Below are 13,012 nucleotides of genomic sequence, written 5' to 3'. Positions count from 1 at the left end.
TTATGCCTCCGGCGGGAGTATTTGAAGCAAGATGAAACATCGTGCTAAGGGAGCGGGATGAGACGTTTAATGCTCTCCGTTCCTTTCGCGTTTCTTGCCGCCTGCTATGGGGATGAGACAATTTCCGGCTACGCCGACCCTGAGGCCGTTTGGGTCTTGGCCGAGCTCAACGGGACCACGTTTTCCGAACGGGCAACGCTCGCGTTTCCAGAAGAGGGCAAGATCGCCGGGGAAGCGCCCTGCAACCGCTATTTTGGAGAGCAGACCGCGCCCTATCCGTGGATATCAATCGAACGCATCGGCGCGACCAAGCGGGCGTGTTCGGCGATGTCCGAGGAAATCGCGTTTCTTAATGCGCTCGGCCAGATGACCCTTGCGGAGGTCGCGGGCGGCACCTTGATCCTGTCAAATGAAGCCGGTGGAGAGATGGTGTTTCGCCGTCAGCCCTGACGCGAAAGCCGGTCGATCAAACGCTGCCGCGCGGCAGGCAGCGGAATGTTTCCAAGCGCAGGGGCAAGCTGGGTCTTCAGGAAGTGCCCGGTCGTGACGAGACCATCGAGAATTTCCGCATCGCTGACCGGCCCCTGTCCGAGCAGGCACATCGGAAGCGGCAGCAGCTTGTCAGACCATTCGCCAGCGCCCTGCTTGCTGACGGCCCGGCCCGTTCGGGGGGAGACATAGGCAAGGTCATCGCGGCTGCCCGTCACCGCACAGCGGGTAAGGTCGAGGCCAAAGCCCACCTCTTCAAGTAGCGCGAGTTCCCAGCGCAGATAGGCGAGCGGCCACGCGTCGGTCGCGCCGAGAAGGTCGAACAGGGTAACGGATCGCACGTAGATTTGTGGGTGCGCTTCCCGCTCTGGCAGGGCGAAACTTAGCAGGGCGCTGATGGCGTTCAGACCGGCAAGCGCCAGCCGGTCGTCCATTACACCCGCCGCGCGGCTGCGGATCGGTTCGACCGCGAAACTGCCAAGGTGATCTTCGAGCCGCGCGCGCCAAGTCACGTCAACCTGATTGCCGGGCTGCAAAACCGGCGCGATTTTGCGGGATGTTCCACCCCGCACGACACCGGCGTGCCGCCCGTGATTTTCGGTGAATACTTCGAGGATTGCAGAGGTTTCTCCGTGGCGACGGACCGCCAGAACAACCCCTTGATCACGCCACTCCATGCGCTGATCCTACGGGTTTCGCCCTACCCTGCAAGGCCGTCTTCTTCCAACAGATGCCGCCCGGCACGGTCTTCGACTTCGATCACCCAGATGTCGGGGTCAAAGCTGCGCTGCTTATTCACCGCCTGATCGACGTCGCCCTCTGGCCCCTCGGCCAGAACGACCCAAGCGCGGTCGCCGGTCATCAGGTCGAAGGATCGCTGAAATGCCTTCGCAGCGCCATCGAGTGTATTGAGTTTCACAAGGATCGCGCCCGCCGTCAGGTCGCCTTTGGCCGTCACAAACGCGGGTATGTTGTGAAGCGTCAACCGACGCAAATAGGCCGCGACCCAGAACTCCGCCGTGAGGCGTGTCATGTGTTGCCGTCTTTGAACTCTAGCCCCATTTCGGAGTAGCGTTCCGCCTCTTCCAGCCAGTTGGCGCGGACCTTGACCTGAAGAAACAGATGCACCTTGCGGCCCAGGAACTCTTCCAACTCCTCACGCGCGGCTTTGCCGACGGCTTTGATCGTTTCGCCCTTGTTGCCAAGAACGATGCCCTTGTGCCCATCCCGAACCACGTAGATCAACTGATCGATCTTGGCGGAGCCGTCTTTGCGGTCCTCCCAATTCTCGGTCTCTACGGTCAACTGATAGGGAAGCTCCTGATGCAGCCGCAGCGTCAGCTTTTCGCGCGTGATTTCGGCAGCGATCATTCGCATCGGCAGGTCAGCGATCTGATCCTCGGGGTACAGCCACGGCCCCTCGGGCAAACGATCCGCCAGCCATGTGCGTAGGTCGGCAACGCCGTGGCCTTTCTCGGCTGAGATCATAAATGTCTCGGCAAACGGGAAGGAGTCGTTCAAGTCTTTGGTGAGCGAGAGCAACGCTTCGGACTTCACACGGTCGATCTTGTTGATGGCGAGCGCGACGGTCTGCCCGTCGGCCCGTTCCCGAAGGGCGGCGAGGATGTTTTCGACGCCTTCGGTGATGCCCCGATGCGCCTCAACCAGCAGAACGACCACATCGGCGTCGGCGGCCCCGCCCCAGGCGGCGGCGACCATTGCGCGGTCGAGCCTGCGGCGTGGGCGAAAAAGGCCGGGTGTGTCGACGAAAACGATCTGCGATTGGCCTTCCATCGCGACGCCACGAATGCGGGCGCGGGTCGTTTGAACCTTATGCGTCACAATCGACACCTTCGCACCGACCATGCGGTTCAGCAGGGTGGATTTGCCTGCGTTCGGCTCTCCGATCAGGGCGACAAAGCCCGCGCGTGTATCCGTCATGTCTTGCCTTCCAATCGCGCCAACAGCGCCTTTGCGGCCATCTGCTCTGCCTGCCGTTTAGATCCGGCGGTTGCGGTTTCGTTGCCGCCGTCGGTCAGGCGCACTTCGATGGTGAATTGCGGCGCGTGATCGGGGCCAGCGCGGCCCGCTTCGGTATAGACCGGAGGCTGCTGGCCACGCGCCTGCGCCCATTCCTGAAGGGCGGTTTTCGCGTCGCGCGCGTCGGCTTTCACATCGACCACGCGGTCGCCCCACAAGCGTTGTATCAGATCGCGCGCGGCCTCAAACCCGGCATCGAGATAGACGGCAGCAATCACCGCCTCCATCGCATCCCCAAGAAGCGCCTGCTTGCGTCGTCCGCCTGACATCATCTCTGATCGGCCGAGCTTCAGGACTTCGCCAAGGTCGACCTGTCGGGCAACGTCGGCGCACGCCTCTTTCCGCACCAGCGCGTTGAAGCGGGGGGCAAGCTGCCCCTCGGTTGCGGCGCGGTCGGCGGACAACAGCGACTCTGCCATGACGAGGCCCAGCACGCGATCCCCGAGGAATTCCAGCCGCTGATTGTCGTCGCGCGTCGGGGAAGACATCGACGAATGGGTCAATGCGCGCACCAATAGCTCCGGGCGGGAAAACTCATGCCCGATCCGGCCCTGAAAGGCCTTCAGTTCGGCGGAAAGCTTCACTCGATCGCCTTGAAATACCTGTCGCTGCGCCACGTCCAGAAATAGAACAGGCTGCGCCCGGCGGAAGAGAACATGACCCGATCCGCACGCCCGATCAGATGGTCGTAGGGCACGAGGCCAACACCGCCCCGCGTCGGGGAAACGCGGCTGTCGACGGAATTGTCGCGGTTGTCGCCCATAAAGAAATACTGCCCCTCAGGCACCGTGAACACAGATGTGTTGTCAGCCGGGCCATTCCCGACATTCAGGATCGAATGCTGCACGCCGTTCGGCAGGGTTTCCGTCAAACGCTCCTTGGCGCATTTATCGCCTTGGCGATTCTGACAGATCGGAAATCCGCCCTCCGGCCCTTGACGTTCGTGGGTCTCGACGAAGGTTCCGTTCGGCTCCTGCGGGACGCGCTCTCCGTTCAGGAAAACGACGCCGTCCTTGATCTGCACACGGTCACCGGGCAACCCGATCAGACGCTTGATATAGTCCTGACCGTTCACAGGGTGGCGGAACACGACGACATCGCCGCGCTCAGGTTCACTACCCATGATGCGGCCCTCAATAGGGCAGATTGAGAACGGGCAAGAATACTGGGAGTAGCCGTAGGCCATCTTGTTCACGAACAGGAAATCCCCGATCAGCAGCGTGTCTTTCATCGACCCCGAAGGGATCCAGAACGGCTGAAAAAAGATCGTGCGAAAGATCCCGGCGATGACCAGCGCCCAAAACACCGTCTTGATCGTCTCGACGATGCCGTCGCCTTTTTTTGCCTCATCGCTCATGCGGTTTTCTGCCTTTCGAGTTCTCATTGCGCGCTACATGATGTGCGGGGGGGATGGAGTCAAGCTGAGGGGCGGGCTTCGATCACCACAAAAGCCTGCGCCCAAGGGTGATCGTCGGTCAGCGTGACATGAATGATCGCCTCGTGCCCGTCTGGCGTCATCTCGACCAATCGTTCCGCCGCCCATCCGGTGACGTGCATCACAGGCTGGCCGGTGCGCAGGTTTGACACGGCCATGTCTTTCCACGCGATACCCATCCGCAATCCGGTGCCAAGCGCTTTTGAACACGCCTCTTTCGCGGCCCAACGCTTGGCGTAGGTGCCAGCGGTATCGGCGCGGCGTTCGGCCTTGCGCTGCTCAACCTCTGTGAACACACGGTTGCGAAACCGATCCCCGAACCGATCAAGCGTGCCTTGAATCCGGTCGATATTCGCAAGATCCGTCCCGATGCCGAGGATCATTCGATACGCGCCGTCAAAATCTTGACGCTCGCCGCGCCGAACAGGATCGCGAAGGTCAGTTCAAACCACCGCCGCATATTGGCGTAGGCCCGCGCGACACGGGGGGATGAGAACAGGAAGGCGTAGCCGAAGAACACCGTCATCGACACGCAGATCAACATGCCGAACAGTTGCCAGACCTGAACAGTCGCAGCATTCGCAGGCAGCGCAATGGCGTAAATCGCCCCCCACGACAGGATCGCCTTGGGGTTCGTGATGTGCAGCAACGCGCCCTTTGCGAACAGGGTGCGAGAGGCTTGGATCGGCACGACGGGCATCATCGTCGCCGGGCGCGCGGCCTTCATCAGCGACTTGATCGCGAGATACAGAAGATACGCCGCGCCGATATATCGAATAACCTCAAACACCCAGGCATTGGCGAGCATGATCGCGCTCATCCCCATACCGGCCGCGATGCCCCAAGAGGCGGAGCCGAATACGATCCCCGCCGCGATCATCAGCCCCGCGCCGCGCCCCGCGCTCATCGATGTGCCAGAAATGGCGAGCGTTGCGGGGCCGGGGCTGCCGCCCGCAATGGCCCAGCCGATCAGGATCAGCAGTATTTCATAGCCGTTCACGCGCGGGCCTCGTCCATCAGGCGCCGCATTTCGGCAATCGCGGGGGTAAGGCCGCGAAAGACTGCTTCTCCGATCAGGAAGTGACCGATGTTCAGCTCCATCACCTCGGGGAAGGCGGCCACGGGCTTCACCGTATCATAGGTCAGCCCGTGCCCCGCGTGCACCTCCAGCCCCAGCGAATGCGCGAAGGCCGACATATCCCGCAAGCGGCCAAGTTCTTCGTCGCGTTCGTCGAACCGCCCTTCGGCGTGGGCGTCGCAATAGGCACCGGTGTGGAGTTCAATGACCTCGGCCCCGATGCGATGCGCGGCTTCGATCTGCGCCGGCTCCGCGGCGATAAAAATTGACACGCGGCACCCCGCGTCGCGCAGCGGCGCGATGAAATGGGCAAGCTTGTTTTCCTCGCGCGCCACCTCAAGCCCGCCTTCGGTCGTCCGCTCTTCGCGTTTTTCGGGGACGATGCAGACCGCGTGCGGCTTGTGCCGCAGGGCAATCGCCTGCATTTCATCGGTCGCGGCCATTTCAAAGTTCAGCGGCACCGATAGCACATCCATCAGTCCGTCGATATCCGCGTCCGAGATGTGGCGGCGATCTTCGCGCAGATGGGCGGTGATGCCATCGGCACCCGCCTCCTCTGCAATACGAGCGGCACGCAGGGGGTCAGGATAGTCACCGCCCCGCGCATTGCGCACGGTCGCGACGTGGTCGATATTCACACCCAGTCTAAGCGGACCAACAGCAGAGGACGTCATCGGATAGCTCCTGAAAATTCAGCGTTCCAGCAATACTTAGCGCCGTTCGCCGCGTTCGTCAGCCTTCTTCGCCGCCTTTTTCCGGCGCAACTCCTCCAGCCGCTTGATCCGGCGCGCGGCGCGGCGTTTTTGGTAGAAGGAAATGAACGGGACCGACATGTAATAGCACACCATTGCAGAGGCGATGCCGGGCACGATACCCCCGACCAGATAAGGCAGGAAAACCTCTGAATAGAACTCCGCAACGTGAGACCAGTTCGCGTCTTCTTCGTTGAACAGCGCAAAGAAGTTGTCTTTGAATTCCCGACTTGCCGCCGCGAATTTCGTCAGCAGCGTCGCGTTTTCGGAGTGATCGTAGGTCGTGCCCAGCATCCATTGGCCAAGGTTCAGGCTGACCGTACCGATCACGGGGAATGTCAGCGGATTCCCGAAGAATGTCGCCAGAAGCGCTGCGATGATGTTGCCACGCATCAGCTTGGCCATTATCGCAGCGATCAGGAAATGCAGGCCAAACAGCGGGGTAAAGCTGGTGAATACCCCCGCGAATATCCCGCGCGCAATCCGGTGCGGTGGGTCCGGTAGCCGATGCAGCCTGTGTTGCACATAGTAATACGCCCGCGTCCATCCGCCCTTCGGGTAGATGAAGTCAGCCACGATCTTCCAGATCGGCCGTCTGTCGCGTCGTTTAAATACCAATCGGCTGTCCTATGCTGCCTTGGCTGTTCAGGGCTTCCGATCCACGTCGCGGACACGCTCCAGCGAGGCGACGTCACTTTCGGCCTCCAAGGCATTCATAACGGTATGCAGGTGTTCAGCGTCTCTCAAGTCTACGTCAATCAAAAGTCTGTAAAAGTCAGGTTTACGTTCTGCGAAATGCAGATCAGAGATATTGGCCTTCTGCTCTCCAATCAATGTGCAAATGCGCCCAAGCACGCCCGCGTCGTTGCGGATCGTGATATCTGTCGTCACCGTATGCACCGCCGGATGGCGCCCGGAATGCCAGTGCAGATCGACCCAACGGTCAGACTGATCCTCAAGATCCGACAGCACCGGGCAGTCGATCGCGTGGACGACAACGCCCTGCCCGCGATAGGTGATCCCGACGATACGTTCGCCCGGAACCGGCTGGCAACAGGGCGCACGGCGGAAGGTCTGATCGCCCGACAAGCCGACGACCGCGCGGCTTTGGTCGATCTCCTCCCCCTCAATCGTGGCGAGTTCGGGGTAGAGCGTTTCAAGCACGTCGCGCGCCGTGATCTCGGCGCTACCCATGCGGGCCAGCAGTTCCTCGGCATCCGCAAGGCCAAGTTGCCGCGCCGCCGTCGTCAGCGCCTTGTCAGTTGCCTTGCGGCCAATATGTTCAAACGCCACCCGCGACAGTTCGCGACCCAGCCTGACGAACCGGTCGCGATCCTCTTCACGCAGGGACCGCCGAACAGCGGCCTTCGCCTTGCCAGTCGCCACGATGTCCAGCCACGTCGCCTGCGGGCGTTGGCCTTCGGCGGTGATAATCTCAACCGATTGTCCGTTCTTCACGCGGGTCCAAAGCGGCACACGGATGCCGTCGACCTTCGCCCCGACACAGCTATCACCGATCCGCGTGTGAATCGCATAGGCGAAATCGAGCGGTGTCGCTCCGCGGGGCAGCTTCACCACATCCCCCTTGGGGGTGAAGCAGAACACTTGGTCCGAATACATCTCAAGCTTCACATGCTCAAGGAATTCGCCATGGTCCTCGGCCGCCTCGAACCGTTCGGTCAGGCCGGAAATCCACTTTGCCGGATCGACCGCAAATGGGTTTTCCACCTGTACACCGTCGCGATAGGACCAATGCGCGGCAACGCCGGTTTCCGCGACCTCGTGCATCTGAACGGTTCTGATCTGCACCTCGACCCGCTTGCCGTCACGGCCCGAAACGGTCGTGTGGATTGATCGGTATCCGTTTGATTTCGGCTGGCTGATGTAATCCTTGAACCGCCCCGGCACCGCCCGCCAGCGTTGATGAATGGCGCCCAGAACGCGGTAGCAGTCGACCTCGCTTCCCGTAATGACGCGAAAGCCGTAGATGTCGGAAAGCCGGGAAAACCCCTGTCCTTTCTCTTCCATCTTGCGCCAGATCGAATACGGTTTCTTCGCGCGGCCAAAAACTTCGGCCTCGATATCCTGTTTGCCGAGCTCGAAGCGAATGTCGTTGGTGATCTTATGGATCACGTCGCCGCTTTCTTTCTGCAACGTGATAAAGCGGCGCATGATCGACGTGCGCCCTTCGGGGTTCAGCACGAGGAACGCGAGGTCTTCCAACTCTTCCCGCATCCACTGCATACCCATGCGCCCGGCAAGCGGCGCGTAAATATCCATCGTTTCGCGCGCCTTTTGCGCCTGCTTGTCCACGCGCATCGATTTGATCGTGCGCATATTGTGCAAACGGTCGGCCAGCTTCACGAGGATCACGCGCATGTCCTTTGACATTGCCATGAACAGCTTGCGGAAGTTTTCGGCCTGTTTGGTTTCCGACGACGAAAGCTGAAGGTTGGTCAGCTTGGTGACGCCATCGACAAGCTCAGCGATCTCGCGGCCAAACTGCTCCGCGACTTCGGTGTAGGTTGATCGGGTATCTTCGATGGTGTCGTGCAGCAGCGCGGTGACGATGGTTGCATCGTCGAGCTTCTGTTCGGCCAGGATCGCGGCAACCGCAATCGGGTGGCTGAAATACGGCTCACCCGAATGGCGCAACTGGCCTTCGTGCATCGCTTTGCCGTAATCGTAGGCATCGCGGATCAGTTGTTGGTTGGTCTTGGGGTTGTAGTTACGGACCAGTTGGATCAGGTCGTCGACTTTGATCATCCGGTCCGCACCTTGTCGCGTAGAAAGGGCTGCCCTTACTGCTGCCCCTGCGCTTCCATCAATTGCCGCAGCAGACGTTCCTCGGACATATCGTCATCCGCCGGCTTGTCGGCCTCGGCCCCCATCAGAAGCGCCATGGCGTCCTCTTCAGGTTCATCAACCTCAATCTGGGTCTGGTTGCTTTCGATCATCCGCTCGCGCAGATCATCCGCCGCCTGCGTCTCGTCCGCGATTTCACGCAGGCTCACGACAGGGTTCTTGTCGTTGTCGCGGTCCACGGTCACGGGCGATCCTGCTGAGATTTCGCGGGCGCGATGCGCGGCGAGCATCACCAGTTCGAACCGGTTCGGTACTTTGTCTACGCAGTCTTCAACCGTTACGCGGGCCATTTACGCTCCAATTCCATGTCGGCGAGTCAGAAACCGCTTGTTTATGCGGATCATGGACTATTGACAACCCCGTTTTCCTAGGTTTCGGCGGGCCGAACGGCTTTCTTTTCAGACTCCGGCAGAGCATCCAGCATTTGCGTGACAGTGTGCCCCAAAACCGGATGCATCCAGTCCGGCGCGATGTCGGCCAATGGGATAAGCACAAAGGCCCGTTCATGCAGCCGTGGATGGGGCAATATCAGCTCTTCCGGGGCAAGCTCGCGTTGCTGTTCAAACGGCAAATTTCGCCAGCGATCGTAAGTCTCGCGATCTGGCAGCACTGATTCGCCATGGCTGAGCAGGTCCAGATCAAGCGTTCGCGCACCCCAACGGGCCTTTCTTTCGCGCCCAAATGCGGCCTCGATCCCATGAAGGTGACGTAGGAGCCCCTGTCCCGATAGACATGTTGACACGAACACGGCAGCGTTCACATAGTCCGGCCCCGAACCGGTAGGAAAACAAGGGGTAAAATAGAATCTGCTGGTTGCCAAGACAGTCACATCCTCACATTCAATCTGCGTCACTGCAGCCTTGATGCGCGATAAAAGTTGGCAATATTCCGCTGCGTAATTCGCGCCCAATGCTATCAATGCATGTGTCACAGGATTATGAACGCTCGACGGTTGTGTTTGATCTGTGGCATTCTAGTTCTATTCTGAGTCCTGAAGATTTCAAGTTTATCAACCACACCACTCACTCGACGAAACGCGACACCTGAAAGGGAAACTGATGTTCTACCGTGACGAACGGCTTGCGCTGTTCATCGATGGCTCGAATCTTTATGCGGCAGCAAAAGCGCTTGGTTTTGACATTGATTATAAGCTTCTCCGGCAGGAATTTATGCGTCGCGGCAAGATGCTGCGGGCCTTTTACTATACCGCATTGCTGGAAAATGACGACTATTCCCCCATTCGCCCTCTGGTAGATTGGCTGCATTACAACGGCTTCTCGATGGTGACGAAACCGGCGAAAGAATACACCGACGCCGCTGGCCGCCGGAAGGTCAAAGGCAACATGGATATTGAGCTTTGCGTCGACGCGATGGAGCTTGCGCCCTATGTCGACCATATCGTGCTGTTCTCCGGCGACGGGGATTTCCGGCCACTGGTCGATTCGCTGCAACGCAAAGGCGTTCGCGTTTCGGTTGTTTCGACCATTCGCTCGCAGCCACCGATGATTTCCGACGAACTGCGTCGCCAAGCCGATAACTTCATCGAACTTGATGAACTGAAAGACGTGATCGGCCGCCCGCCGCGTGAACCGCGCCCGGACGAGTCAAACAGCGACGATTGATCCCGTGACAGCACCCACCGCGCGGGCTTTTTGACCGGCGCGGGGTGGACCTCTGTCACGGTTCGCCCTACCTCTGTGATACAGACGGACAGGACGCCCATGACCAAACCCGAACTCACCCTCTACCTTGCCGCGCCGCGCGGATTTTGCGCGGGCGTCGTGCGTGCGATCAAGATCGTTGAGATGGCTCTCGAAAAATGGGGGCCGCCGGTCTATGTGCGCCACGAAATCGTGCACAACAAATTTGTGGTCGATGGACTGCGGGACAAGGGTGCGGTGTTTGTCGAACGCCTGGCCGACTGTCCCGACGACCGCCCTGTGATCTTTTCCGCCCATGGCGTGCCCAAGGCCGTGCCCGCCGCCGCCGCCAAGCGCGATATGATCTACGTCGACGCGACCTGCCCCCTTGTCAGCAAAGTGCACATAGAGGCTGAGCGTCATTCCCAGAACGGCCTTCAAATGGTGATGATCGGGCATGAGGGGCACCCGGAAACCGTCGGCACAATGGGTCAGTTGCCGGATGGCGAGGTGCTGCTGGTCGAAACCGCCGAGGATGTCGCGACGCTTGATGTCCGCGATCCAGAACGGCTTGCCTATATCACGCAGACCACCCTTTCGATTGACGATACCGCCGGTATTGTCGCCGCGCTGAAGGCCCGGTTTCCGTCCATCATCGGGCCGCATAAGGAAGACATCTGCTACGCCACGACCAACCGTCAACACGCGGTCAAACAGATGGCGCCGGACTGCGACGCGCTGCTGGTGATCGGCGCGCCCAACTCCTCTAATTCGCAACGGTTGGTCGAGGTGGGTGCAGCCGCTGGCTGCCCTTATTCCCAACTCGTGCAGCGGGCACATGACATTGACTGGCGCGCGCTTGACGGCATCAAAAGCGTTGGGCTGACCGCCGGGGCATCCGCCCCCGAGGTTCTGATAGATGAGGTCATCGCCGCCTTCCGCGACCGCTATGATGTGAAGGTTGAAATGGTGGAAACCGCCCAGGAAAACGTCGAATTCAAAGTCCCCCGCGCGCTGAGGGAACCCGCATGAGCGATCCAAAAACGCTCGCGGTTTATGACGCCAAAATCGACGACTACACCAAAATGACCGAAGATGACGCCGCTGGCGGGCACCTTGCGCGATTTATCGACAGCCTTCCGGCAACGGCGCATGTGCTTGACCTTGGGTGCGGACCGGGCCACGCTGCGGCAGCGATACAAGCGCGGGGAATGAGTGTCGATGCCATCGATGCCTCTGCCGAAATGGTTAAACATGCCCGCGATGTGCTGAACGTCCCGGCGCGGCAGGCGACGTTTGACGACATCGAAGCGGTCGATACCTATGACGGCATCTGGGCCAGCTTTAGTTTGCTTCACGCGCCGAGAGCTGACATGCCCCGCTACCTCAGCGCGCTCAAGACCGCGTTGAAACCCGGCGGCACCCTTAGCCTGGGTATGAAGCTTGGCACTGGCGAAGCCCGCGATGCCTTGGGCCGATTCTACACATACTACACACAACCCGAGTTGTTCGGCCTGCTGACCGCCGCCGGTTTCACCGTTGCAGATCATCGCCTTGGGGGCGGCGTCGGGCTTGACGGCACAACATCGGACTGGATAACCATCACCGCTCATGGCTGATCTATTCGCGTATACGGACGGGGCGTGCTCCGGCAATCCGGGCCCCGGCGGGTGGGGCACGTTGCTTCAGGCAAAGGATGGCGACCATGTCGTCAAGGAACGCACCCTGAATGGCGGAGAGGCCGAGACAACCAACAACCGGATGGAACTACTCGCCGCGATCCACGCGCTTGAAACGCTGGATAAGCCGTCGACGATCACCATCGTCACCGACAGCCAGTATGTGAAGAACGGCGTCACCGGCTGGATTCACGGCTGGAAGCGCAATGGCTGGAAAACGTCGAACAAGAAACCCGTCAAGAACGCCGAGCTTTGGCAGCGGCTGGACGAGGCGCAGGCCCGCCATCACGTGACGTGGGAATGGGTGAAGGGCCACGCCGGACACCCAGAAAACGAACGCGCTGATGAACTTGCCCGCGAAGGCATGGCACCGTTCAAACCAAAGCCCGCGAAGAAAGAGACATGATAGCGCTCAGCACACTCGATTATGCGTCGGTGTTCGTCTTTGCGCTGTCCGGCGCTTTGGCGGCAAGCCGGGCGCAGCTCGATCTTGTCGGCTTTGCTTTCGTCGCTTGTCTGACGGCGGTTGGCGGCGGCACGACGCGGGATGTCCTGCTTGACCGCAACCCGGTCTTCTGGATCGACGCGCCGGGCTATGTCATCCTAGCGTCGGCTGCGGCGGTTCTGGTGTTCTTCACGGCGCATTTGGTCGAATATCGGCTGCGGATGCTGCACTGGCTTGACGCTGTTGCCCTGCCAATCGCCGTCGCTGCTGGTGTCGTTGCCGCCATCGAAACCGGCCAGGGTCCGATCATCACGGTGCTGATGGGTGTCGTGACCGGCTGCATGGGTGGCCTGCTGCGTGACGTTGTCTGCAACGAAGTGCCGCTGGTGCTGAAACAGGGTGAACTTTACGTATCGGCCGCTTTCGCCGGGGCGGTCGCCGCGTTTCTGGCCAGCAAATGGTCAGGGTCGCTGTGGCACATTCTGATCGCCTGCGTCGCCGTGACCTTCACCTTACGCGCCGGAAGCATGATTTTCGGGTGGAGCTTGCCCGTCTACAAAGGCCGCCCACCCCGCCAGTGATCTGGCCA

The 13,012-nt window shown here is 60.3% G+C and carries 17 protein-coding genes and 1 pseudogene; 6 read left to right on the top strand and 12 right to left on the bottom strand.

Annotated elements, in window-relative coordinates; genetic code table 11:
- Window positions 1-57: 57 nt before the first annotated feature.
- On the top strand, window positions 58-450 hold the full coding sequence (locus ACEWPJ_RS14570; RefSeq protein WP_416513837.1) for an META domain-containing protein: 393 nt from the start codon (window positions 58-60) through the stop codon (window positions 448-450).
- Here the strand turns inward: ACEWPJ_RS14570 and recO are convergent.
- The 12 genes and pseudogenes from recO to folK all read right to left on the bottom strand — a co-directional run bounded on the left by recO (window position 441) and on the right by folK (window position 9,590).
- Entirely contained in the window at window positions 441-1,166 is a 726-nt protein-coding gene (gene recO, locus ACEWPJ_RS14565; protein ID WP_416513836.1) for a DNA repair protein RecO, read from the bottom strand. The two genes, ACEWPJ_RS14570 and recO, sit on opposite strands and share 10 nt — an antisense overlap.
- A gap of 23 nt (window positions 1,167-1,189) precedes the next feature.
- Window positions 1,190-1,522 carry a DUF1491 family protein gene (locus ACEWPJ_RS14560; RefSeq protein ID WP_416513835.1) on the bottom strand — a complete coding sequence of 111 codons (333 nt, stop codon included), beginning with the start codon at window positions 1,520-1,522 and terminating at the stop codon, window positions 1,190-1,192.
- Window positions 1,519-2,430, bottom strand: coding sequence for a GTPase Era (era, locus tag ACEWPJ_RS14555; RefSeq protein WP_416513834.1), 912 nt, complete (start codon window positions 2,428-2,430; stop codon window positions 1,519-1,521). The genes ACEWPJ_RS14560 and era overlap by 4 nt, the downstream gene beginning before the upstream one ends.
- Window positions 2,426-3,113, bottom strand: a pseudogene (gene rnc, locus ACEWPJ_RS14550) (ribonuclease III); the annotation flags it as partial. The pseudogene rnc and the gene era, both read right to left, overlap by 5 nt.
- Window positions 3,110-3,886 carry a signal peptidase I gene (lepB, locus tag ACEWPJ_RS14545; RefSeq protein ID WP_416513833.1) on the bottom strand — a complete coding sequence of 259 codons (777 nt, stop codon included), beginning with the start codon at window positions 3,884-3,886 and terminating at the stop codon, window positions 3,110-3,112. The pseudogene rnc and the gene lepB, both read right to left, overlap by 4 nt.
- 59 nt (window positions 3,887-3,945) lie before the next feature.
- Complete coding sequence (gene acpS / locus ACEWPJ_RS14540) at window positions 3,946-4,347, bottom strand: holo-ACP synthase (RefSeq protein ID WP_416513832.1); 402 nt, start codon at window positions 4,345-4,347, stop codon at window positions 3,946-3,948.
- A complete protein-coding gene (locus ACEWPJ_RS14535) occupies window positions 4,344-4,964 on the bottom strand; it encodes a LysE family translocator (RefSeq protein ID WP_416513831.1) in 621 nt (206 codons plus the stop codon). The genes acpS and ACEWPJ_RS14535 overlap by 4 nt, the downstream gene beginning before the upstream one ends.
- Window positions 4,961-5,716, bottom strand: a complete 756-nt coding sequence (locus ACEWPJ_RS14530; protein ID WP_416513830.1) for a pyridoxine 5'-phosphate synthase — start codon at window positions 5,714-5,716, stop codon at window positions 4,961-4,963. The genes ACEWPJ_RS14535 and ACEWPJ_RS14530 overlap by 4 nt, the downstream gene beginning before the upstream one ends.
- Window positions 5,717-5,752: 36 nt before the next feature.
- A complete protein-coding gene (locus ACEWPJ_RS14525; RefSeq protein ID WP_416513829.1) occupies window positions 5,753-6,370 on the bottom strand; it encodes a DUF2062 domain-containing protein in 618 nt (205 codons plus the stop codon).
- A 69-nt stretch (window positions 6,371-6,439) separates the two neighbouring features.
- On the bottom strand, window positions 6,440-8,560 hold the full coding sequence (locus ACEWPJ_RS14520; protein ID WP_416513828.1) for a RelA/SpoT family protein: 2,121 nt from the start codon (window positions 8,558-8,560) through the stop codon (window positions 6,440-6,442).
- A gap of 35 nt (window positions 8,561-8,595) precedes the next feature.
- The gene (gene rpoZ / locus ACEWPJ_RS14515; RefSeq protein WP_416513827.1) at window positions 8,596-8,949 is read right to left on the bottom strand and encodes a DNA-directed RNA polymerase subunit omega; all 354 of its coding nucleotides are present in this window, start codon (window positions 8,947-8,949) and stop codon (window positions 8,596-8,598) included.
- 77 nt (window positions 8,950-9,026) lie between these two features.
- A complete protein-coding gene (gene folK, locus ACEWPJ_RS14510; RefSeq protein WP_416513826.1) occupies window positions 9,027-9,590 on the bottom strand; it encodes a 2-amino-4-hydroxy-6-hydroxymethyldihydropteridine diphosphokinase in 564 nt (187 codons plus the stop codon).
- Between the two features lie 127 nt (window positions 9,591-9,717).
- Here folK and ACEWPJ_RS14505 point away from each other — a divergent pair, with 127 nt between their 5' ends.
- From ACEWPJ_RS14505 to ACEWPJ_RS14485, 5 genes are all read left to right on the top strand, one after another.
- Window positions 9,718-10,281 (top strand): NYN domain-containing protein, encoded by a 564-nt coding sequence (locus ACEWPJ_RS14505; protein ID WP_416513825.1) that lies wholly within the window; start codon window positions 9,718-9,720, stop codon window positions 10,279-10,281.
- A 99-nt stretch (window positions 10,282-10,380) separates the two neighbouring features.
- The gene (gene ispH / locus ACEWPJ_RS14500; protein WP_416513824.1) at window positions 10,381-11,331 is read left to right on the top strand and encodes a 4-hydroxy-3-methylbut-2-enyl diphosphate reductase; all 951 of its coding nucleotides are present in this window, start codon (window positions 10,381-10,383) and stop codon (window positions 11,329-11,331) included.
- Window positions 11,328-11,918, top strand: coding sequence for a class I SAM-dependent methyltransferase (locus ACEWPJ_RS14495; protein WP_416513823.1), 591 nt, complete (start codon window positions 11,328-11,330; stop codon window positions 11,916-11,918). The genes ispH and ACEWPJ_RS14495 overlap by 4 nt, the downstream gene beginning before the upstream one ends.
- Window positions 11,911-12,384 carry a ribonuclease HI gene (gene rnhA / locus ACEWPJ_RS14490; RefSeq protein ID WP_416513822.1) on the top strand — a complete coding sequence of 158 codons (474 nt, stop codon included), beginning with the start codon at window positions 11,911-11,913 and terminating at the stop codon, window positions 12,382-12,384. The genes ACEWPJ_RS14495 and rnhA overlap by 8 nt, the downstream gene beginning before the upstream one ends.
- Window positions 12,381-13,004, top strand: coding sequence for a trimeric intracellular cation channel family protein (locus ACEWPJ_RS14485; RefSeq protein WP_416513821.1), 624 nt, complete (start codon window positions 12,381-12,383; stop codon window positions 13,002-13,004). Before rnhA ends, ACEWPJ_RS14485 begins: the two co-directional genes overlap by 4 nt.
- The last annotated feature ends 8 nt before the right edge of the window (window positions 13,005-13,012 follow it).

It is taken from the genome of Aliiroseovarius sp. YM-037, from assembly GCF_048060095.1.
Lineage (GTDB): Bacteria > Pseudomonadota > Alphaproteobacteria > Rhodobacterales > Rhodobacteraceae > JBLUOA01.
This window is presented reverse-complemented; position numbering and strand designations above follow the sequence as displayed.